The organism is Pseudomonas sp. Sample_11, assembly GCF_004307505.1.
Classification (GTDB): domain Bacteria; phylum Pseudomonadota; class Gammaproteobacteria; order Pseudomonadales; family Pseudomonadaceae; genus Aquipseudomonas; species Aquipseudomonas atacamensis.
Window position 1 is genome coordinate 1 of record NZ_RCOD01000092.1, and the last position, 19,050, is coordinate 19,050.

General features: G+C 59.2%; 20 protein-coding genes. 10 read left to right on the forward strand and 10 right to left on the reverse strand.

Going from position 1 to position 19,050, the window contains the following annotated elements; translation table 11 throughout:
- Nucleotides 1-491: anthranilate synthase component I family protein (locus tag D8U60_RS24355; protein WP_177435493.1), on the forward strand; the 491-nt coding region annotated here is incomplete at its 5' end.
- 171 nt (nt 492-662) lie between these two features.
- Here D8U60_RS24355 and estP read toward each other — a convergent pair.
- A complete protein-coding gene (estP, locus tag D8U60_RS24360) occupies nt 663-2,570 on the reverse strand; it encodes an esterase EstP (RefSeq protein WP_130901130.1) in 1,908 nt (635 codons plus the stop codon).
- 406 nt (nt 2,571-2,976) lie between these two features.
- Here estP and D8U60_RS24365 point away from each other — a divergent pair, with 406 nt between their 5' ends.
- The 4 genes from D8U60_RS24365 to D8U60_RS24380 all read left to right on the forward strand — a co-directional run bounded on the left by D8U60_RS24365 (nt 2,977) and on the right by D8U60_RS24380 (nt 6,291).
- A complete protein-coding gene (locus tag D8U60_RS24365) occupies nt 2,977-3,570 on the forward strand; it encodes an aminodeoxychorismate/anthranilate synthase component II (protein ID WP_041476683.1) in 594 nt (197 codons plus the stop codon).
- A gap of 9 nt (nt 3,571-3,579) precedes the next feature.
- Nucleotides 3,580-4,629, forward strand: coding sequence for an anthranilate phosphoribosyltransferase (gene trpD / locus D8U60_RS24370; protein ID WP_041476682.1), 1,050 nt, complete (start codon nt 3,580-3,582; stop codon nt 4,627-4,629).
- Complete coding sequence (gene trpC, locus D8U60_RS24375) at nt 4,626-5,462, forward strand: indole-3-glycerol phosphate synthase TrpC (RefSeq protein WP_130901131.1); 837 nt, start codon at nt 4,626-4,628, stop codon at nt 5,460-5,462. The genes trpD and trpC overlap by 4 nt, the downstream gene beginning before the upstream one ends.
- Nucleotides 5,463-5,589: 127 nt before the next feature.
- Entirely contained in the window at nt 5,590-6,291 is a 702-nt protein-coding gene (locus D8U60_RS24380) for a lipoate--protein ligase family protein (RefSeq protein ID WP_130901132.1), read from the forward strand.
- Nucleotides 6,292-6,300: 9 nt separating this feature from the next.
- Here the strand turns inward: D8U60_RS24380 and crp are convergent, their stop codons facing one another.
- Nucleotides 6,301-6,945, reverse strand: a complete 645-nt coding sequence (crp, locus tag D8U60_RS24385) for a cAMP-activated global transcriptional regulator CRP (protein ID WP_041476679.1) — start codon at nt 6,943-6,945, stop codon at nt 6,301-6,303.
- A gap of 235 nt (nt 6,946-7,180) precedes the next feature.
- Here crp and D8U60_RS24390 point away from each other — a divergent pair, with 235 nt between their 5' ends.
- Both D8U60_RS24390 and speD read left to right on the forward strand, forming a co-directional pair.
- The gene (locus D8U60_RS24390) at nt 7,181-7,603 is read left to right on the forward strand and encodes an OsmC family protein (protein WP_016772921.1); all 423 of its coding nucleotides are present in this window, start codon (nt 7,181-7,183) and stop codon (nt 7,601-7,603) included.
- A gap of 237 nt (nt 7,604-7,840) precedes the next feature.
- Entirely contained in the window at nt 7,841-8,635 is a 795-nt protein-coding gene (gene speD, locus D8U60_RS24395) for an adenosylmethionine decarboxylase (protein ID WP_024014530.1), read from the forward strand.
- A 111-nt stretch (nt 8,636-8,746) separates the two neighbouring features.
- Here the strand turns inward: speD and coq7 are convergent, their stop codons facing one another.
- From coq7 to hemJ, 6 genes are all read right to left on the reverse strand, one after another.
- Nucleotides 8,747-9,394: a 2-polyprenyl-3-methyl-6-methoxy-1,4-benzoquinone monooxygenase gene (gene coq7, locus D8U60_RS24400; RefSeq protein ID WP_041476678.1), complete on the reverse strand. Its 648-nt coding sequence runs from the start codon at nt 9,392-9,394 to the stop codon at nt 8,747-8,749.
- A 200-nt stretch (nt 9,395-9,594) separates the two neighbouring features.
- Nucleotides 9,595-9,933, reverse strand: coding sequence for a histidine triad nucleotide-binding protein (locus tag D8U60_RS24410; RefSeq protein ID WP_016772924.1), 339 nt, complete (start codon nt 9,931-9,933; stop codon nt 9,595-9,597).
- Between the two features lie 56 nt (nt 9,934-9,989).
- Nucleotides 9,990-10,778, reverse strand: a complete 789-nt coding sequence (locus D8U60_RS24415) for an SDR family oxidoreductase (protein WP_122612457.1) — start codon at nt 10,776-10,778, stop codon at nt 9,990-9,992.
- A gap of 61 nt (nt 10,779-10,839) precedes the next feature.
- Complete coding sequence (locus D8U60_RS24420; protein WP_130901133.1) at nt 10,840-11,787, reverse strand: DUF805 domain-containing protein; 948 nt, start codon at nt 11,785-11,787, stop codon at nt 10,840-10,842.
- 66 nt (nt 11,788-11,853) lie between these two features.
- Entirely contained in the window at nt 11,854-12,819 is a 966-nt protein-coding gene (locus tag D8U60_RS24425) for a nitronate monooxygenase family protein (protein WP_130901134.1), read from the reverse strand.
- Between the two features lie 33 nt (nt 12,820-12,852).
- Nucleotides 12,853-13,281, reverse strand: coding sequence for a protoporphyrinogen oxidase HemJ (gene hemJ / locus D8U60_RS24430; protein WP_016772928.1), 429 nt, complete (start codon nt 13,279-13,281; stop codon nt 12,853-12,855).
- 134 nt (nt 13,282-13,415) lie between these two features.
- On the opposite strand from hemJ, the gene argC reads away from it, so the two are divergent.
- Nucleotides 13,416-14,450: an N-acetyl-gamma-glutamyl-phosphate reductase gene (argC, locus tag D8U60_RS24435; protein WP_130901135.1), complete on the forward strand. Its 1,035-nt coding sequence runs from the start codon at nt 13,416-13,418 to the stop codon at nt 14,448-14,450.
- Nucleotides 14,451-14,618: 168 nt separating this feature from the next.
- Nucleotides 14,619-14,969 carry an iron-sulfur cluster insertion protein ErpA gene (gene erpA / locus D8U60_RS24440; RefSeq protein WP_007918905.1) on the forward strand — a complete coding sequence of 117 codons (351 nt, stop codon included), beginning with the start codon at nt 14,619-14,621 and terminating at the stop codon, nt 14,967-14,969.
- A 69-nt stretch (nt 14,970-15,038) separates the two neighbouring features.
- Here the strand turns inward: erpA and D8U60_RS24445 are convergent, their stop codons facing one another.
- Nucleotides 15,039-16,130 carry an anhydro-N-acetylmuramic acid kinase gene (locus tag D8U60_RS24445; RefSeq protein WP_130901136.1) on the reverse strand — a complete coding sequence of 364 codons (1,092 nt, stop codon included), beginning with the start codon at nt 16,128-16,130 and terminating at the stop codon, nt 15,039-15,041.
- Nucleotides 16,131-16,133: 3 nt separating this feature from the next.
- Nucleotides 16,134-17,558, reverse strand: a complete 1,425-nt coding sequence (locus D8U60_RS24450; protein WP_122699638.1) for a peptidoglycan DD-metalloendopeptidase family protein — start codon at nt 17,556-17,558, stop codon at nt 16,134-16,136.
- A gap of 212 nt (nt 17,559-17,770) precedes the next feature.
- Here D8U60_RS24450 and tyrS point away from each other — a divergent pair, with 212 nt between their 5' ends.
- Nucleotides 17,771-18,970 (forward strand): tyrosine--tRNA ligase, encoded by a 1,200-nt coding sequence (gene tyrS, locus D8U60_RS24460; protein ID WP_024014528.1) that lies wholly within the window; start codon nt 17,771-17,773, stop codon nt 18,968-18,970.
- Nucleotides 18,971-19,050: the final 80 nt, after the last annotated feature.

Sequence of the window (19,050 nt, forward strand, 5' to 3'; positions counted from 1 at the left end):
AGGAGATCGCCGAGCACTTGATGCTGATCGATCTGGGCCGCAACGATACCGGGCGCGTTTCGGAAATCGGCTCGGTGAAGCTCACCGAGAAAATGGTCATCGAGCGTTATTCCAATGTGATGCACATCGTCTCCAACGTCACCGGCCAGTTGAAGTCGGGCCTGACCGCGATGGACGCACTGCGGGCGATTCTGCCGGCGGGTACGTTGTCGGGCGCACCGAAGATTCGCGCGATGGAAATCATCGACGAGCTGGAGCCGGTCAAGCGCGGTGTGTACGGCGGCGCGGTCGGTTACTTCGCCTGGAACGGCAACATGGACACCGCCATTGCCATTCGCACGGCAGTGATCAAGAACGGCGAGCTGCACGTGCAGGCCGGCGGCGGCATCGTCGCCGACTCGGTGCCGGCGCTGGAATGGGAAGAAACCCTGAACAAACGCCGCGCGATGTTCCGCGCCGTGGCGTTGGCCGAGCAGACCCCGGACGCCTGAGACACGCAATTTCCCGTGTGGGAGCGAGCCTGCTCGCGAAGAGGTGAGTCAGTCACCGTTGATGCTGACTGACCCAGCGCTTTCGCGAGCAGGCTCGCTCCCACATTGGGTTTTGTGTTGAGGCATAAAAAAAGCGGCGCCCTGACAGGCGCCGCTTTTTGCATCTACGACTCAGAAATCCAGCACAACCCCGACATTCAGTCCCTGCTGCTTGAAGTCATCATCTTTGCGGAACGTATACCCCCCACGCAGCGCCAGGTCCGCCGTCAGCTTGTGACTGACACCCAGGCTCAAGCGGTTCAGGTGACTTGCCGGTGTGTAGCCTTCAAGTGTGAAGTCATTGGCCGGCAGGGTGTTGAGTGCGATGTTGACCTTCTGCACGTCATCTTCGTACTCACGCTCGTGGGCGTATTCGCCATACACCTGGGTTTGCGCGGTGAAGTTGTACTTGCCCTGGATGCCGAGACCCAGGCGTTTCGAATCGCGGCTCTGGTCATCGAAGGTCAGCGCCGTGGCGCGGTTGCTCTTTTCCGAGTAACCGTCGACATCGACACTGGCGTAATCGGCGCTGACGAACGGCGACAGATGCCATTGGCTGCCCGGTTGCGCAATGTCATAGCCCAGGCGCGTGCTGAACGCCCACAGGCTGCCGTCGGTATCGCCTTTCTCCGCACCCTCGCTGGCGCCGAGGTCGAACTTGCGTTTGAGGTTGTCGTAGTCGAGTTTGCCGCCGGTCAGCGCCGCGTCGGCCCACCAGCGGTTCTGCTGGAACTGGGCAAACGCGGTGGCCATGTAGCTGTTGAGCTTGTAGTCAGAATCGTTGTGCCCGGCCTCGAGATTCTGTCGATACAAACCGGCCGCCACGCCCACGCGCCAAGCCTCGTTCAAGCGATAGCTGCCGCCGACGTTGAGGTTGTAACCGCTGCCATCGGCGCTGGCGCCGCTGCTTTGGCTGTCGACATCCAGATGCTGTCCGCCGGCCGAGACAATCGCGCGCCATTGGCCGACCGCTTGCCAGTTCTCCCTGTCTGCCTGCCATTGGTTGCGCAATTCATCCTGATGCGCGCGCACGGTGCCGTGGGCCATTTCAGGTAGCAGGCTCAATTCCCACGGCGCAGCCAGCAACGAATAGGCGTAATCGGCGATCAGTTTTTGCCCGGATTCGGTCGGGTGTACGCCATCGTTGTAGATCAGCTTGGTCGGATCCGGCGTGGCGCTGTTGATCCCGTAACGGGCGTTTTCCGTGCAGCTATTGCCACTGAAGCAGGTCGCGGTGAGGTTCTGGTCGGTGGCCAGGCCAAAGCGTCCCGGGTCGGCGAAGACTTCCGAGAGCAGCACCGGAATGTTCAGCGGAATGACTTCGGCGTTGATGCCTTGCAGGCGCGTCACCAACTGACTGTTGAACTGGTTGGCGAGGGTGCTGCTGAACGCTTGCAGCGGCGTGCCGTTCAGAGCAGGTGTCAGGCCCACGTCGGGCAGCAGCCAGACCATCACGTATTTGGCGCCGGCGGTCTGCAGGGTCTGCACGCTGTCGGCCAGTCGATCGGCTGCGGCGTTGGCCTGGGGCAGGCTGAGAATGCGGCCCTGGAGGAAATCGTTGCCGCCACCGGAAATGTAATACAGCGCATTCGGGTCGGCGCGAAAGCCGTTCGACGGCAGGTAACCGGCGCGGGTGCGTTCGCCGGTGGCCGATTGGGTGGTGATCGAGTCGAGAATCTGGTCGGTGCGATAACCACCGACCGCCCAGTTGTTGCCGTCGGGCTGGCCGTTTTCCGCGCGCACTGCGGAGCTGGAAGAGGCTGTCTGGTCGGGCGAAAAGCCCAGGCGGCCGCCAAGCAACTGGGTGGAATTCAATGAAAAAACTTCGCCGCTGCCATCCTGATACACCGGCCCGGTACGGTTGGTGTAACGCTCGGTGGAGCCCGCCGGGCCGCCCGTGTCGGCGAAGGTGCCGGCATCGTTGAGGCTGTCACCGAAGACGATGAAACTCGAATAAGGATTGGGCGCTGCATTGGCCTGGGCGCAAGCGAGTGCGAGCAAGCAGCTGGCCAGCGGTACAAACAACGTCTGTCTGATCATGAGCAAGTCCGTTTATTTATTGTTGTAGGTGAACGAAACGACAGTACCAAAAACGTTCGGCATTTTGCCATCGGTCGTGAATCCCTCTGCCGTTTTATAACCCGCAGGCCCCGCCATATTGCACGCTCCGCCCAGCTAAGTTACTGTGCCGGAACGTATGAACGAGACCTTCCCCGTGTTGATCACCAGCAAACTCCTGGATCAAGTCATCAAGGCACACGCCCGCTGGCGTTGGCGCGCCTGAATCTTCTCTGCCGGCCCCGCCGGATCTGTATCGCTTTGCCTTCCTTGTCTGTTTGAAATGCCGCTGTGCTGGCGCCCTGTGCGCGTCCGACATCGCGCAGCGCCCTGCGGGCAAGTCATGTGAAGGCTGTCATCAAGTCAGAATTCAAGAGGTTCGAACGCCATGTTGCTGATGATCGACAACTACGACTCCTTTACCTACAACGTTGTGCAATACCTCGGCGAGCTGGGTGCCGAGGTCAAAGTGGTGCGCAACGACGAACTGACCATCGCCGAAATCGAAGCGCTGAATCCCGAGCGCATCGTGGTTTCCCCGGGGCCGTGCACGCCCACCGAGGCGGGCGTTTCCATTGATGCGATCAAGCACTTCGCCGGCAAGCTGCCGATCCTCGGCGTTTGCCTCGGCCACCAGTCCATCGGCCAGGCCTTCGGCGGGGATGTGGTGCGTGCCCGCCAGGTCATGCACGGTAAGACTAGCCCGGTATTCCACGAGGACAAGGGCGTGTTCGCCGGCCTCAATCATCCGCTCACCGTTACCCGTTACCACTCGCTGATCGTCAAGCACGACAGTCTGCCCGATTGCCTCGAGCTGACCGCATGGACCCAGCACGACGACGGCTCGGTCGACGAGATCATGGGCCTGCGTCACAAGACCCTGAACATCGAGGGTGTGCAGTTCCACCCCGAATCGATCCTCACCGAGCAGGGTCATGAATTGTTTGCCAACTTCCTCAAACAAACCGGCGGCACGCGCTAAGGACTTCCCATGAATATCAAGACAGCCCTCAGCCGTATCGTCGAACACCTCGACCTCAGCACCGATGAAATGCGCGATGTGATGCGCGAGATCATGACCGGCCAGTGCACCGAAGCGCAGATCGGCGCGTTCATGATGGCCATGCGCATGAAGAGCGAGAGCATCGACGAAATCGTCGGCGCGGTGTCGGTGATGCGTGAGCTGGCCGATCAAGTCGAGCTGAAAACACTCGACGGCGTGGTCGATGTGGTCGGCACAGGCGGTGACGGTGCGAACATCTTCAACGTATCGACCGCGTCTTCCTTTGTTGTCGCAGCCGCCGGTTGCACCGTGGCCAAGCACGGCAACCGCGCGGTGTCCGGCAAGAGCGGCAGTGCCGATCTGCTGGAAGCTGCCGGCATTTATCTGAACCTGACCCCGGTCCAGGTCGCGCGCTGCATCGACAACGTCGGCATCGGTTTCATGTTCGCCCAGACCCACCACAAAGCGATGAAGTACGCCGCCGGTCCGCGCCGCGAACTCGGCCTGCGCACGCTGTTCAACATGCTCGGCCCGCTTACGAATCCGGCCGGTGTGAAACATCAGGTCGTCGGCGTATTCACCCAGGCGCTGTGCCGGCCATTGGCCGAAGTCTTGCAACGGCTGGGCAGCAAACACGTGCTGGTCGTGCATTCGAAGGACGGTCTGGATGAGTTCAGCCTCGCCGCGCCGACCTTTGTTGCCGAGCTGAAGAACAACGAAATCACTGAGTATTGGGTCGAACCGGAAGACCTCGGCATGAAGAGTCAGAGCCTGCACGGCCTGTCGGTCGAAGGCCCGGAAGCATCGCTGGCGCTGATCCGCGATGCCCTCGGCAAGCGCAAGACCGAAAACGGTCAGAAAGCTGCCGAGATGATTGTGCTCAATGCCGGTGCGGCGCTGTACGCCGCCGACCTGGCAAGCAGTCTGAAACAAGGTGTGGAGCTGGCGCACGACGCGCTGCACACCGGCCTCGCTCGGGAAAAGCTCGAGGAGCTGGGTGCCTTTACCGCGGTATTCAAAGTGGAGAATGAAGGATGAGTGTACCGACGGTTCTGGAAAACATTCTGGCGCGCAAGGTTGAGGAAGTCGCCGAGCGCAGCGCCCGGGTCAGCCTGAGCAAGCTGGAAAGTCTGGCCAAGGCGGCCGATGCACCCCGTGGTTTTGCCCAGGCTTTGCTGGCGCAAGCGAAGAAGAAACAACCGGCGGTGATTGCCGAAATCAAGAAGGCTTCGCCGAGCAAAGGCGTGATCCGCGAAGACTTTGTGCCGGCCGACATCGCCAAGAGCTACGAAAAGGGCGGGGCGACCTGTCTGTCGGTGCTGACCGACATCGATTACTTCCAGGGCGCCGATGCCTACCTGCAACAGGCGCGCGCCGCCTGCAAGCTGCCGGTGATCCGCAAGGACTTCATGATCGATCCGTACCAGATCGTTGAAGCCCGCGCGCTGGGCGCCGATTGCGTGCTGCTCATCGTCTCCGCACTGGACGACGTGAAAATGGCCGAGCTGGCCGCCGTGGCCAAAGGCGTCGGTCTCGACGTCCTGGTGGAAGTGCACGACGGTGACGAGCTGGAGCGCGCGCTGAAGACCCTCGACACGCCGCTGGTCGGGGTCAACAACCGCAACCTGCACACATTTGACGTCAGTCTGGAAACCACCCTCGACCTGTTGCCGCGCATCCCGCGCGATCGCCTGGTGATCACCGAGAGCGGCATTCTCAATCGGGCCGACGTCGAGCTGATGGAAATCAGCGATGTGTACTCGTTCCTGGTCGGCGAAGCGTTCATGCGCGCGGAAAATCCGGGGATTGAATTGCAGCGCCTGTTTTTCCCGGAGCGTGGTGTGCCGATCAGTGGTTCGACCCTCGACTGACCGAGTCGACCTCATTCGAGAGCAGGCTCGCTGCCACATTTGGAATGCATTTCCCCCTGTGGGAGCGAGCCTGCCCGCGAAGGGGCCATCGAAACCGCTAAAGATTTCCATGTTGCCGGAGCCTGTTATGTCGCTGCCAACCCCCCTGACCATCGAATCCGGCTTGCAAGCCGAACAGGACTTGCTGGCCTCGGTCTGCGCTGGCGACGCCGAGTTCGGCCTGCTGTTCTGGCAACCCACCGATCGCGCGCTGGTCATGCCGCGCCGCCTCAACCGTCTCCCGCAATTCGACCATGCCTGCGAAGTCTCCGCTGCCGCTGGCTGGCCGGTGCTGTTGCGTGAAACGGGCGGTGAGCCCGTCCCGCAATCCGCTGCGACCATCAACATTGCCTTGGTGTATGCCCCGCATCGCAGCGAAGGCGATCTGAACCGCATCGAAACCGGCTACCGCCGCCTGTGCGATCCGATCTGTCAGTTGCTGGATGAATTGGGTGGCACCTCGTCGGTCGGGGAAATCGACGGCGCATTCTGTGATGGACGTTTCAACGTCAATCTCGACGGTCGCAAGATGGTCGGCACCGCCCAGCGCTGGCGCCAGAGTCAGGGCGGCCAGCGTCCGGTGGGGCTGGTGCACGGTGCAATGCTGATGGATGACGAGCGTGAAGCGATGGTCGCCGCGGTCAATCGCTTCAATGAAACCTGCGGCCTGGAGCAGCGGGTGAGGGCGCAAAGCCACATCGCCCTGCATGAGAAATTCAACGCGCCACAGGCGCTGGCGCGTCTCGATGAATTGTTTCGTTTGATGCTGGCGCAGATTTACAGTGCCTGATTTACGAGCTTAGCGCGTGCCGAAGACCACCATGGTCTTGCCCTTCACGTCGACCAGATTGCGTTCTTCCAGATCCTTGAGCACGCGGCCGACCATCTCCCGTGAACAACCGACAATCCGACCGATTTCCTGACGGGTGACTTTGATCTGCATGCCGTCCGGATGGGTCATGGCGTCCGGCTGTTTGCACAGCTCCAGCAGGCAGCGGGCGACGCGGCCGGTGACGTCGAAAAACGCCAGGTCGCCGACTTTGCGCGTGGTGTTACGCAGGCGTTGTGCGATTTGTCCGCTGAGGGCGTAAAGAATGTCTGGATCCTGCTGCGACAGTTCGCGGAACTTGGCGTAGCTGATTTCCGCGGTTTCGCATTCGACCTTGGCCCGCACCCAGGCGCTGCGTTCCTGCTCCTGACCTGCCTGCTCGAACAGACCCAGTTCGCCGAAAAAATCCCCGGCGTTCAGGTAAGCGATGATCATCTCGCGACCATCGTCGTCTTCGATGAGGATGGTGACCGAGCCTTTGATGATGAAAAACAGCGTGTCCGAGCGATCCCCGGCGCAGATTATATTGCTCTTGGCCGCATGACGCCGGCGCTGGCAATGCATCAACAGCTTGTCGATGTTCTTGATTTTGGGTGTGGGGGTAATAGCAACCATGGTTGTATCCCGAAAAGACTGCACGGTGATGTTTGAGTTGTTATGAGGCGCTGAAGGCGGTCGCTACAGAGCTGACGAATTGGCGCCAGCGAATTGGCGCCAGCTTACCAGACACTTCGTCGAGAATTCGAGAAATTACCTACAGCCAGAAAGCATCCGTCCTAGGACGTCGTTCCTGTCGGGACAAAGTGCTGTGCTAAGCTGGCGACCCTTTTTTTACAGTGGAGTCTGGGCGATGAAGGCACGCATCCAATGGGCTGGCGAAGCCATGTTCCTCGGCGAATCCGGCAGCGGTCATGTCGTGGTGATGGACGGCCCGCCGGACGCCGGTGGCCGTAACCTCGGGGTTCGCCCGATGGAAATGCTCTTGCTGGGTGTCGGCGGTTGCAGCAATTTCGATGTGGTCAGCATCCTGAAGAAGTCGCGTCAGGCCGTTGAAAGCTGTGAAGCCTTCCTCGACGCCGAGCGTGCGACTGAAGATCCGAAGGTGTTTACCAAGATCCACATGCACTTCGTGGTCAAGGGCCGGGGCCTGAAAGAAGCTCAGGTCAAGCGCGCCATCGAGCTGTCGGCCGAGAAATATTGCTCGGCGTCGATCATGCTCGGCGCGGCTGGCGTGGCAATCACCCACGATTATGAAATCGTCGAACTCGGCTGAACCGACATTCAACTATCATAAAAGCAGTGCAGACTCTGGCGATCCCCCGCTGACGTCTGCATAATGCGCCACTTTTTTCAGGGCAGTGATCGGTCAGCCGACGGGTCATCCGCCTGAACAGATAACCAAAATCGCCATCGCGAAGAGGTGTTAACCGTCCTACGCAGGTGCGTTGTTCGCACTTGACGGGCATGCTTGATCACGCGGCCGCGCCGCATACATAGAGAGTTTTTAACGGTGAAAAGCAAACTCAAGCTCCACGGGTTCAATAACCTGACAAAGACCTTGAGCTTCAACATCTATGACATCTGCTACGCGGAAACCCCGCAAGACCAGCAGGCTTACGTTGAGTACATCAATCAAGAGTACAACGCGAAACGCCTGACGCAGATTCTCACAGAAGTTGTCGAGATCATTGGTGCCAACATCCTGAACATCGCCAGTCAGGACTATGAACCCCAGGGCGCCAGCGTCACGATTCTGATTTCGGAAGAGCCGGTAACCCCGACTGACAGCCAGATCGAAGAATCGCCGGGCCCGTTGCCCGAAATCATTCTGGCCCACCTCGACAAGAGCCACATCACGGTGCACACCTATCCGGAAATCCATCCGGACGACGGTATTGCGACCTTCCGTGTGGATATCGACGTGTCGACTTGTGGTGTCATTTCACCGCTCAAAGCGCTCAACTTCCTCATTCACCAGTTCGATTCGGACATCGTGACCGTGGATTACCGTGTGCGCGGCTTCACCCGTGACGTTGAAGGCAACAAGCACTTCATCGACCACGAGATCAACTCGATCCAGAACTACCTCTCCGAAGACACCCGCGACGCGTACCAGATGACCGACGTGAACGTGTACCAGGAAAACCTGTTCCACACCAAAATGCTGCTGAAGAACTTCGAACTGGATAACTACCTGTTCGGCGACGCCACCAGCAACCTCTCGCCCGAGCAGCGTGCCCAGGTGACCGACCGTGTGAAACACGAAATGCTGGAAATCTTCTACGCGCGCAACATGCCGACCTAAGATTCCCGGAAACAAAAAAGGCGACCTCCTGGTCGCCTTTTTCATGCCTCACATAAAACCCCTGTGGGAGCTGGCTTGCCAGCGATAGGGCAATGTCGGGCGATACATATCTCAGATCCGATACGTACTCTTGGTCATCACCTTGGCCAGCAAGCTCATCCCGAACTTGACCGGCGCCGGAAAACGAAATCCGCCCGCATCCAACGCACTTTCCGCATGGTGTTCTTCATCGATGCGCATCTGTTCGAGAATCGCCCGGGACTTCTCGTCCTCGGCCGGCAATTGCTCCAGATGTTCGTTCAAGTGCTTGCACACCTGATGCTCGGTCGCCGCAACGAAACCAAGGCTGACTTTGTCGCTGATCAGTCCGGCGACCGCGCCGATACCGAACGACATGCCGTAAAACAGTGGATTCAGCACGCTGGTGTGGCTACCCAGCTGATGGATGCGCTGTTCACACCAGACCAGATGATCGATCTCTTCTTCAGCCGCGTGCTCCATGGCTGCGCGTACCTGCGGCAACTTGGCGGTCAGCGCCTGCCCCTGATACAGCGCCTGGGCACAGACTTCGCCGGTATGGTTGATGCGCATCAAACCGGCGACGTGGCGGGTATCTTCATCGCTCATCTGCGTATCCGGCTGCAGAATCGCTGGCGACGGGCGGTACGGCTGGCCACTGAAGGGCAACAGGGTGCGCATCGCGGCATCGGCTTGCAGCAGCAGACGGTCTATGGGCGAGTAGTGACGTTGGGTAGTCATGCTGACCTCCGGGAAGAATCTCGGCGGCCAGTTTAACCGAATCGGCCGGCGAGGGTTTGCGCTGGGTCATTGGCCGCAATGTTGCGGTTTATTCGCTCACGTAGGAGCTGCCGAAGGCTGCGATCTTTTGATCTTGCTGTAGTTTTTCAAGATCAAAAGATCGCAGCCTTCGGCAGCTCCTACACAGTACGCGCTGAGTTTCAGCCCGGCGGCCAGTTCATCTGGCGCTGACCCAGCACGTGCATATGGATGTGATAGACAGTCTGCCCGCCAAGTTCATTGCAGTTCATCACCACGCGGAAGCCTTCTTCGCAACCCAGTTCCAGCGCCAGACGCTGCGCGGTGAACAGGATGTGCCCGGCCAGCGCCTTGTCGTCTTCGGTCAGGTCGTTGAGCGTGCGCACCGGTTTTTTCGGGATTACCAGAAAGTGCACCGGAGCCTGTGGGGCGATGTCGTGGAAGGCCAGAACCTGGTCGTCCTCGTAAATGATATTGGCCGGGATTTCCCGGTTGATGATCTTGGTGAACAGAGTATCCACTGCTGTTTCTCCGTTGAGTTGGGCTGAATCGAGTGTACCGCTTTGAAGTTGTCTTCCTAGCGGGGGCAGTAAGCTTTATTGACCATGCCGACAATCGTCCGGTTAAGCCAGCGCGAACCCAGTCGCGGCAGGAACGCCAGCCAGCGGTTGCGTCGTCCCGGAATGATAATGGCGCGGTTTTTATCCAGTGCACGCACGGCATGCAGTGCCACTTCTTCCGGACTCATCAGCGAGTGGCTGCTTTCGATCTTTTCGCTACTCATCTGTGCGGTTCGGAAGAACGGTGTGCGCGTCGGGCCGGGGCACAGCACGGAGACTTTCACGCCGCTTTGTTTGAGCTCCACGCGCAGGGCTTCGGAAAAATGCAGCACATAGGCTTTGCTGGCGTAGTAGGTGCTCATCCATGGGCCGGGGCTGTACGCAGCCACCGACGCGACATTGAGGATCTGCCCGCCACCCAGCAGCGCCATGCTGTTACCCACCGCATGGCAGAGGCGGGTGAGGGCGAGGATATTGACCTCGATGAGGTCCTGCTCGGTCATCCAGTCTTGCGCGAGGAATGGCCCGCAGGTGCCGATGCCGGCGCAATTGACCAGCAGATCGATCTGCCGGTCGCCTTCTTCCAGCTCCAGCAAAAAGCCTGACAGACGCAACGGTTCGCCGAGGTCGCAGGCGCGAAATAATACTTCGACATCGAAACGCTGGGTCAGCTCGATGGCGATACTTTCCAGCTGATCACGCTGTCGTGCCACCAGAATCAGGCTGCGGCCGCGCCGGGCCAGTGCTTCGGCCATGGCCAGGCCGATGCCGCTGGAAGCGCCAGTGATCAGAGCGTAACGGGTCATGCAGTTCTCCATCGCAACAGCTCCGCGCCGGCGACGCGGTTGTCACGGCAGGGAGCGCTGTTCATTCTTGCGCAGAGTCTACAGGGGCCTGCGCCGGTTCGGCTGCCTCGTCGGCGGAAATCGCTGGCGGCTCGACAACCTCAACTTCGTCGGTGGTCACCGAGCCGCTGTCATAGCTGCTCTCCAGATTGCTTTCATATTCTTCCTGCACAGCCGAGAAGCCGCCAAGCAGGCCGCCGGCAAAAATCAGTGCGAAGAATACGATCCACAACGAGCACAGCACTTTCACCGCCGTGCTGTTCGGTGGCGGCGGCGGGCCATAGCGGTTGGCGCCGGCATTGCCGGGTACGACCATCATTACCAGCGGGAAAAAACTGCCCACGAACGGCACCAGATTCAACAGCCACAGCCAGCCCGACCAGCCGATATCGTGCAGGCGCTGAACGCTGAACAGAATGCTGACGATCATGAAGCCGAGGAACAGGAAGACCGCCAGAATGCCGCCGAGGATCAGCCCGGTAGTCGAGTCGCCGCTGACCAGGCCCAACGCAATCAAAGCAAACACGCCGACGATGGGCAGGGTCACCAGGCTCAAGACCATGGACCAGGCCAGAAAGCGCAGGCGACCGATCCGGCCTTCGACGCTGAATGGCTTGAGCGTGGCGAATGGCGGCAGAGCTTCACCGACATTGGCGCGCGGCGGTGCGTAAGGCGAGTCCGGTTCCACCACCGCTGCAGGGTTATCGTGGACGTCCGCGAGATTCAGCTCGATGGCTGTTTCCGCTTCGATCCGCGCATCGATCCCGGTTTTGTTCAACGCCTGCAGATACGTCTGCGCATCGCTGTGAGACAAATCACGTTTGAGAGCGACGGTGCGGCCATTGAACAGGCGCTCGATGGCGGCCACATCGCTTTTGAACAGATCCGCCAGATTCAGTTTGGCGGTGGTGAGGTCGACGCCGGGCTGTAGCGCGCCGTCGAAGACGATCTTGTAACGGGTGTCGCTCATGGCCGAGGCATCCTTGTCGCGATTCATTTGGCAGCCAGTCTGATCAGGACTGGCCAGATATGTTTTTCAGCGCGGCCAGCGTTGTGGCAACTGTGCAGCGCGCGCTTGGGCTTGACGATATTCGGCGTCGAGCCGCGCGATCAACTGATCCACGCTTGGCAGATCGCCAATCTGGCCAACACCCTGACCCGCCGACCACACGGTCTTCCAGGCTTTGGCTTCATCGTTGATCTTGAGCTTGTCGCCGAAATTGACCTCGCCCTTGCCTTGCAGGGCCGCCATGTCGAAACCGGCCGCCTCCAGGCTCTGGCGCATGAAACTGGCCGGCACTCCCGACACCGCTGGAGTATGAATGATGTCGGCAGCCTTGGCTGTCAGCAGCATTTCTTTATAAGCGTCAGGCGCGTGACTTTCGGTGGTGCCGATAAATCGCGTACCGAAGTAGGCCAAATCCGCGCCGAGCAGTTGCGCGGCGAGAATCTCATGGCCGTGGTTCAAACATCCTGCAAGCAACAGCGTCTTGTCGAAAAACTCACGGATCTCGGCAATCAGCGCAAACGGACTCCAGGTGCCGGCATGCCCGCCGGCGCCGGCCGCGACGGCAATCAGCCCGTCGACGCCGGCTTCGGCGGCTTTCTCGGCATGGCGCCGCGTGGTCACGTCGTGAAACACCAGACCGCCGTAGCTGTGCACCGCGTCGACCAGTTCCTTCACCGCGCCGAGGCTGGTGATAACGATCGGCACCTTGTGCTCGACGCAAATGTCCAGATCCGCCTGCAGACGCGGGTTGCTGTGATGAATAATCAGGTTCACTGCGTGAGGGGCCGGATTATCCAGCGTCGCCAGGCCCGCTTCGATCTGTTCCAGCCAGGCCTTGAACCCACTGCTTTCGCGTTGGTTAAGAGCCGGAAAGCTGCCGACCACGCCGTTGCGGCAGCAGGCGAGCACCAGTTCCGGATTGGAGATCAGGAACATCGGCGCTGCTACTACGGGCAGACGCAGACGTTGTTCGAGCAGAGCGGGCAGCGACATTGAGAACACCCCGAGGATCTGTATTGGTTGAAGTTAGAACGGCTTGACCACGACCAGAATTACGATAGCCAGCAATATCAGAACCGGCACTTCATTGAACCAGCGATAAAAGACATGGCTGCGGGTGTTTTCGCCACGGGCGAAGCGTTTTACCTGCGCGCCGCACATATGGTGGTAACCGATCAGCAGAACGACCAGAGTCAGTTTTGCGTGAATCCAGCCGCCCTGGCTGAAAAGGCTCGGGTTGAGGTAGATCAGCCAGCCACCGAAGATCAGCGTGGCGATCATCGCCGGGCCCATGATGCCGCGATACAGCTTGCGCTCCATGACGCTGAAGCGTTCCTGGCTGATCGTGTCGGTGCTTTGCGCGTGGTAAACGAACAGGCGCGGCAAGTAGAACAGCCCGGCAAACCAGCAGACGACGCTGACAATGTGAAACGCTTTGAGCCATAGATAGAGCATTTTTGGTTATTCCCTCATTCACGGTAGCCAGATAGTAGAGGCTTGAGCGTCCGCGCGTCACCTTGGCGGTTGTCGCAGGCGCGCGCGGCCCCTATTATCGACGGCTTTCCAGTGGGTTCGTTGAGGGCAGGTTTATGGTCAAGGTCGGTATCGTCGGCGGCACGGGTTACACCGGTGTCGAACTGCTGCGTCTGTTGGCACAGCATCCGCAGGCAGAAGTGGTCGTCATCACTTCCCGATCCGAGGCCGGTCTGGCCGTGGCTGACATGTACCCGAACCTGCGCGGTCACTATGACGGGCTGGCGTTCAGCGTGCCGGACGTGAAAACCCTTGGCGCCTGCGATGTGGTTTTCTTCGCCACGCCACACGGTGTGGCTCACGCCTTGGCAGGCGAGCTGCTGGCGGCGGGCACCAAGGTCATCGACCTGTCCGCCGACTTCCGTCTGCAAGATGCTGATGAATGGGCCAAGTGGTACGGCCAGCCACACGGCGCACCGCAATTGCTGGACGAAGCGGTCTATGGTCTGCCGGAAGTCAATCGCGAGCAGATCAGGAAAGCGCGCCTGATCGCGGTGCCGGGTTGCTATCCGACCGCAACGCAATTGGGTTTCCTGCCATTGCTGGAAGCAGGTCTGGCCGACGCATCGCGTTTGATCGCCGACTGCAAATCCGGTGTCAGTGGTGCCGGGCGTGGTGCCGCTGTAGGTTCTTTGTACTCCGAGACGTCGGAAAGCATGAAGGCCTATGCGGTAAAAGGTCATCGTCATCTGCCGGAAATTCGCCAGGGCCTGCGTCGCGCGGCGGGCAAGGACGTCGGCCTGACCTTTGTCCCGCACCTGACGCCGATGATTCGCGGTATTCACTCCACGCTCTACGCGACAGTAGCGGATCGCTCGGTTGATCTGCAGGCACTGTTCGAAAAGCGCTATGCCAACGAACCGTTCGTCGATGTCATGCCAGCCGGCAGCCACCCGGAAACCCGTAGCGTGCGCGGCGCCAACGTCTGCCGCATCGCCGTGCATCGTCCACAGGATGGCGATCTGGTGGTCGTACTCTCGGTGATCGACAACCTGGTCAAGGGCGCCTCGGGCCAGGCGGTGCAGAACATGAACATTCTGTTCGGACTGGACGAGCGCTTCGGCCTGTCACACGCCGGCGTGCTGCCTTAAAAGCAGCTGCGAGCTTCAAGCCACAAGCTACAAGAGATCAGAGGCAAGCTTGAAGCTCACCGCTTGAAGCTTGCCGCTGCTCCTCTAATAGTTGACCAATTTTCTAGGACAAGCGGATAATGCGCGTCATCACGCATTATGGCGGCGTAACGCCGGGAGATAGTCAGCATGAGCGTCGAATCCTTCACCCCCACGGCTTTGCAATTCACTCAAGGTGCTGCGCACAAGGTGAAGAGCCTGGTCGATGAAGAGGGGAATGATCGCTTGAAGCTGCGCGTATTTGTTACGGGCGGCGGTTGTTCAGGGTTTCAATACGGTTTCACCTTCGATGAAGACGTGGCCGATGACGACACCATCGTCGAGCGCGAAGGCGTGAGCCTGGTGGTCGATCCGATGAGCTTCCAGTACCTGGCCGGTGCCGAAGTGGATTATCAGGAAGGTCTGGAAGGTTCGCGCTTCGTGATCAAGAACCCGAATGCCACAACGACTTGTGGTTGTGGTTCGTCGTTCTCGATCTGATCGCGCTTCACCGCACACAACAAAACGCCGCAGAGCCTTTCGGTTCTGCGGCGTTTTTGTATCTGAAGTTTAGGCCGGGTAGATGGCGCCGAGTACGCGCAGGCCGCGAGCGCCGGTGACGCTTGGCCGATTGGCGGCGATGCCTTCGAGGCAGCAATGAGCCAGCCAGGCGAAGGCCATGGCTTCTACCCAGTCAGGGTCAACGCCGTGAGTTGCGGTGCTGGCGACTTGGGTATTTGGCAGCAGATCCGCCAGGCGTCTCATCAGCGTCGCGTTGTGCGCGCCGCCGCCACATACCAGCAGTTCCTGAGTGTCCGATTGAGCGCTTTGTAGCGACTCGACGATGGTCAGCGCCGTCAGTTCGAGCAGCGTGGCCTGAACGTCTTCGGCTGCGAAGGTTGGCAGGTTCGAAAGATGCTGTTCCAGCCATGGCAGATTGAAGACTTCCCGGCCGGTACTTTTCGGGCCTTTGGTGACGAAGAACGGGTCGCTCAGCAGTGCCGTGAGCAGGGCTGGTTCAACCTTGCCGGTCGCAGCCCATTTGCCGTCCCGGTCATAGTTCTCGCCCCGTTGCCGGCTAATCCAGGCGTCCATCAGAACATTTCCCGGGCCGCAGTCGAAACCGGCTACAGGTTTGTTCGGCTCAATCAGGCTGAGATTGCTGAATCCGCCGACATTCAAGACTGCCTGGTTACCAGTACGCTCTTCAAACAACGCTTCGTGAAAGGCTGGCACCAGAGGCGCACCTTGGCCACCCGCTGCGACATCGCGACTGCGGAAATCGCTGACGACGGTAATACCGGTCAACTCAGTCAGCAGGGCTGGATTACCGATCTGCACGGTAAACCCGCGCGCCGGCTCATGGCGAATGGTCTGACCGTGGCTACCGATGGCACGAATGGCATCGGGCTTGAGTTGTTGTTGCGCGAGGAGGGTGTGAATGCCCGACGCGGCAAGTTCGACCCAGTGTTGCTGGGCAATCGCCGAGCGGGCGATCTCGTCGGGGCCGCTGGCGCACAAGCCAAGCAGCTCGGCGCGCAGGGAGTCAGGCATTGGCAGGTAGTGGGTGGCGATCAGTTTGATCGCCGAGGTCTGCTCGATCAGGGCGATGTCCAGCCCGTCGAGACTGGTTCCGGACATCACACCGATATACAGGGCCATGGCTTAGCGCTTGCTCGAAGCCAACATGGTGGCCTTCTCTTGATCCATGCGCGCCATCAACGGCTGGCTCTGCGCGAGGAAGCGCGCGCGTTCGGACTTGGCGATCGGATCGGCCATCGGCAGCTTCTGGCCCAGCGGATCGACGTGAACGCCGTTGACCTGGAACTCATAGTGCAAATGCGGGCCGGTGGAAAGGCCAGTTGTACCGATATAGCCAATGACTTGACCTTGCTTGACGCTGCCACCGGTTTTCACGCCTTTGGCAAAGCCCTGCATATGGCCATAGAGCGTACGGTAAGTGTTGCCGTGCTGAATGATCACAGTGTTGCCGTAACCACCACGACGACCGGCCAGCAACACTTTACCGTCACCGGCAGCCTTGATCGGCGTGCCTCGCGGCGCTGCATAGTCGACACCTTTGTGCGCGCGGATCTTGTTGAGGATGGGGTGCTTGCGGCCCATGGAGAACTTCGAGCTGATGCGGGCGAAGTCAACCGGCGTACGGATGAAGGCCTTGCGCATGCTGTTGCCATCGGCAGTGTAATAGCTGCTGTTGCCTTGTTTGTTGGTGTAGCGAACAGCGGTGTAAGTCTTCCCGCGGTTGGTGAAGCGCGCCGACAGGATCGGGCCGGTGCCGACAGCCTTGCCGTTGATGACTTTCTGCTCGTAGATCACATCGAATTCATCACCCTGACGAATGTCCTGCGCGAAATCGATGTCGTAGCCAAAGACGCTGGCCATATCCATGGTCATGCTGTGAGAAAGGCCGGCGCGGGCTGCGGACTGCGACAGTGAGCTGTTGATGACACCGTGGACGTAGGCAGTGCGAACAGTTGGCTTGGCAGTCACTCGGTTGAACGAATAACCCTTGTCATTCTTGGTCAGGGTGATGGTTTCAACGTCGCTGACCTTGCTGTGCAGGCTGGTCAACTGGCCTTCCGGGCTGAGTTCGAATTCGAGTTTCTGACCGCGCTTGAGTTGGCTGAACTGCTTGGCTTGCTTGTCGCTTGCCAGTACTTCGTGCACGGAGGCTGCAGGCAGACCGACTTTTTCAAACAGGGTAGACAGCGTATCGCCTTTGGAAACCACGACCTCACGGTGCCCAGGCTCTTTTGGTTTCTCAGCAGGGGCTACAGGTGCCGGCTTGGTTTCAGCGGTTTGCGCGGCGTTTTCGTCGCTGTTTTCGATTTGTGCGAACGGCGAAGCTACGGGCTCGTTTGTGGCTTGAGCCGCATCAGCAGCGTCTTGATCTTGTGTCAGTTGTTCAGCAGGACTTTCCAGTTCAAGACTCAGAGTCGTCTTTTTGGCTTCAACATCGCTGGAGGGAAATACCAGCAGCGCCAGGCTGAGAAGGGCGGCGATTCCACTTGCGGCGAGCAGGTGGGTCTTCGGGTAAAGCGGGGGCGCTTTAGACGGTTCTGTGGTCATAGGTAATTTTTGACTTTGAAATAGATGAATTGGAAAAGATGAATGACATGATGAAGATGAAATAACTGTATAAAATATAACCAAATCATCGCTGAAGCAAGTCTACAGACCTCGGGTCTGTGGATTGGTGTCCGTGCGCCGGGCAAAACTTGTAATTGGTGCGCGTTCTTGTATGGTTGGTTCCCTTTGAATCTGAGCCTTGCGGGTCTGTTATGAAGTCGGTTGAAGAGCAGCTAGCGCTGATTAAACGTGGTGCGGAAGAACTATTGGTCGAGTCCGAGCTGGTCGAGAAGCTCAAGCGCGGCCAACCGCTGCGTATCAAGGCTGGTTTCGACCCTACCGCTCCGGATCTGCATCTTGGTCATACCGTGCTTATTAATAAGCTGCGTCAGTTCCAGGAGCTGGGGCACCAGGTGATCTTCCTTATAGGTGACTTCACCGGGATGATCGGCGATCCGAGTGGCAAGAGCGCCACGCGTCCGCCACTGACGCGTGAGCAGGTTCTGGAAAATGCTGAGACCTATAAGACTCAGGTTTTCAAAATCCTTGATCCGGCGAAAACCGAAGTTGCCTTCAATTCCACCTGGATGGACAAGATGGGGCCGGCGGATTTCATTCGCCTGACTTCGCAATACACCGTCGCTCGCATGCTCGAGCGCGATGACTTCGACAAGCGCTACACCACCAACCAGCCGATCGCTATTCACGAGTTCCTCTATCCGCTGGTTCAGGGTTATGACTCGGTCGCGCTGCGCGCCGATGTCGAGCTGGGCGGTACCGATCAGAAATTCAACTTGCTGATGGGTCGCGAGTTGCAGCGTGGGTATGGTCAGGAGGCACAGTGCATTCTGACCATGCCATTGCTGGAAGGTCTGGATGGCGTGAAGAAGATGTCCAAGTCGCTGGGCAACTATGTCGGTATTCAGGAAGCACCAGGCGTTATGTACAGCAAGCTGGTTTCCATCCCGGATGCGCTGATGTGGCGTTACTTCGAGTTGCTCAGCTTTCGCTCGATGGATGAGATCAACGCCTTCCGGGCTGACGTCGAAGCTGGAGCGAATCCACGCGACATCAAAATCAAGCTGGCTGAAGAGATCGTTGCGCGCTTCCATGGTGAAGAAGCTGCGGCGAATGCTCACCGAGGCGCCGGCAACCGCATGAAGGATGGCGAGCTTCCAGATGACTTGCCTGAGATCGAACTGTCTTCGGTTGAGGATATGCCGATCGCTGCTGTCCTTAATAAGGCTGGCTTGGTGAAGAACTCAGCGGCGGCGCGAGATCTGTTGGCGGCTGGCGGCGTGCGTGTCGATGGTGAGGTGGTTGATCGCTCCTTTATATATGCACTGGGCGCGACTCACGTTTGCCAGGCCGGCAAGAAGGCTTTTGCACGTATTACGCTGAAATCTGAATAAAGTTGAAATTGGGGGTTGACGGCGAATTCCAGAGGTCTATAATTCGCCCCACTTCCGGCGCAGTCGAAACGGAAAACTCC

Bases quoted from the DNA above. Each gene is read 5' to 3' on its own strand.
- estP (WP_130901130.1), bottom strand. From the start codon at position 2,570: ATGATCAGACAGACGTTGTTTGTACCGCTGGCCAGCTGCTTGCTCGCA.
- D8U60_RS24365 (WP_041476683.1), top strand. From the start codon at position 2,977: ATGTTGCTGATGATCGACAACTACGACTCCTTTACCTACAACGTTGTG.
- trpD (WP_041476682.1), top strand. From the start codon at position 3,580: ATGAATATCAAGACAGCCCTCAGCCGTATCGTCGAACACCTCGACCTC.
- trpC (WP_130901131.1), top strand. From the start codon at position 4,626: ATGAGTGTACCGACGGTTCTGGAAAACATTCTGGCGCGCAAGGTTGAG.
- D8U60_RS24380 (WP_130901132.1), top strand. From the start codon at position 5,590: ATGTCGCTGCCAACCCCCCTGACCATCGAATCCGGCTTGCAAGCCGAA.
- crp (WP_041476679.1), bottom strand. From the start codon at position 6,945: ATGGTTGCTATTACCCCCACACCCAAAATCAAGAACATCGACAAGCTG.
- D8U60_RS24390 (WP_016772921.1), top strand. From the start codon at position 7,181: ATGAAGGCACGCATCCAATGGGCTGGCGAAGCCATGTTCCTCGGCGAA.
- coq7 (WP_041476678.1), bottom strand. From the start codon at position 9,394: ATGACTACCCAACGTCACTACTCGCCCATAGACCGTCTGCTGCTGCAA.
- D8U60_RS24415 (WP_122612457.1), bottom strand. From the start codon at position 10,778: ATGACCCGTTACGCTCTGATCACTGGCGCTTCCAGCGGCATCGGCCTG.
- D8U60_RS24420 (WP_130901133.1), bottom strand. From the start codon at position 11,787: ATGAGCGACACCCGTTACAAGATCGTCTTCGACGGCGCGCTACAGCCC.
- D8U60_RS24425 (WP_130901134.1), bottom strand. From the start codon at position 12,819: ATGTCGCTGCCCGCTCTGCTCGAACAACGTCTGCGTCTGCCCGTAGTA.
- hemJ (WP_016772928.1), bottom strand. From the start codon at position 13,281: ATGCTCTATCTATGGCTCAAAGCGTTTCACATTGTCAGCGTCGTCTGC.
- argC (WP_130901135.1), top strand. From the start codon at position 13,416: ATGGTCAAGGTCGGTATCGTCGGCGGCACGGGTTACACCGGTGTCGAA.
- erpA (WP_007918905.1), top strand. From the start codon at position 14,619: ATGAGCGTCGAATCCTTCACCCCCACGGCTTTGCAATTCACTCAAGGT.
- D8U60_RS24445 (WP_130901136.1), bottom strand. From the start codon at position 16,130: ATGGCCCTGTATATCGGTGTGATGTCCGGAACCAGTCTCGACGGGCTG.
- D8U60_RS24450 (WP_122699638.1), bottom strand. From the start codon at position 17,558: ATGACCACAGAACCGTCTAAAGCGCCCCCGCTTTACCCGAAGACCCAC.
- tyrS (WP_024014528.1), top strand. From the start codon at position 17,771: ATGAAGTCGGTTGAAGAGCAGCTAGCGCTGATTAAACGTGGTGCGGAA.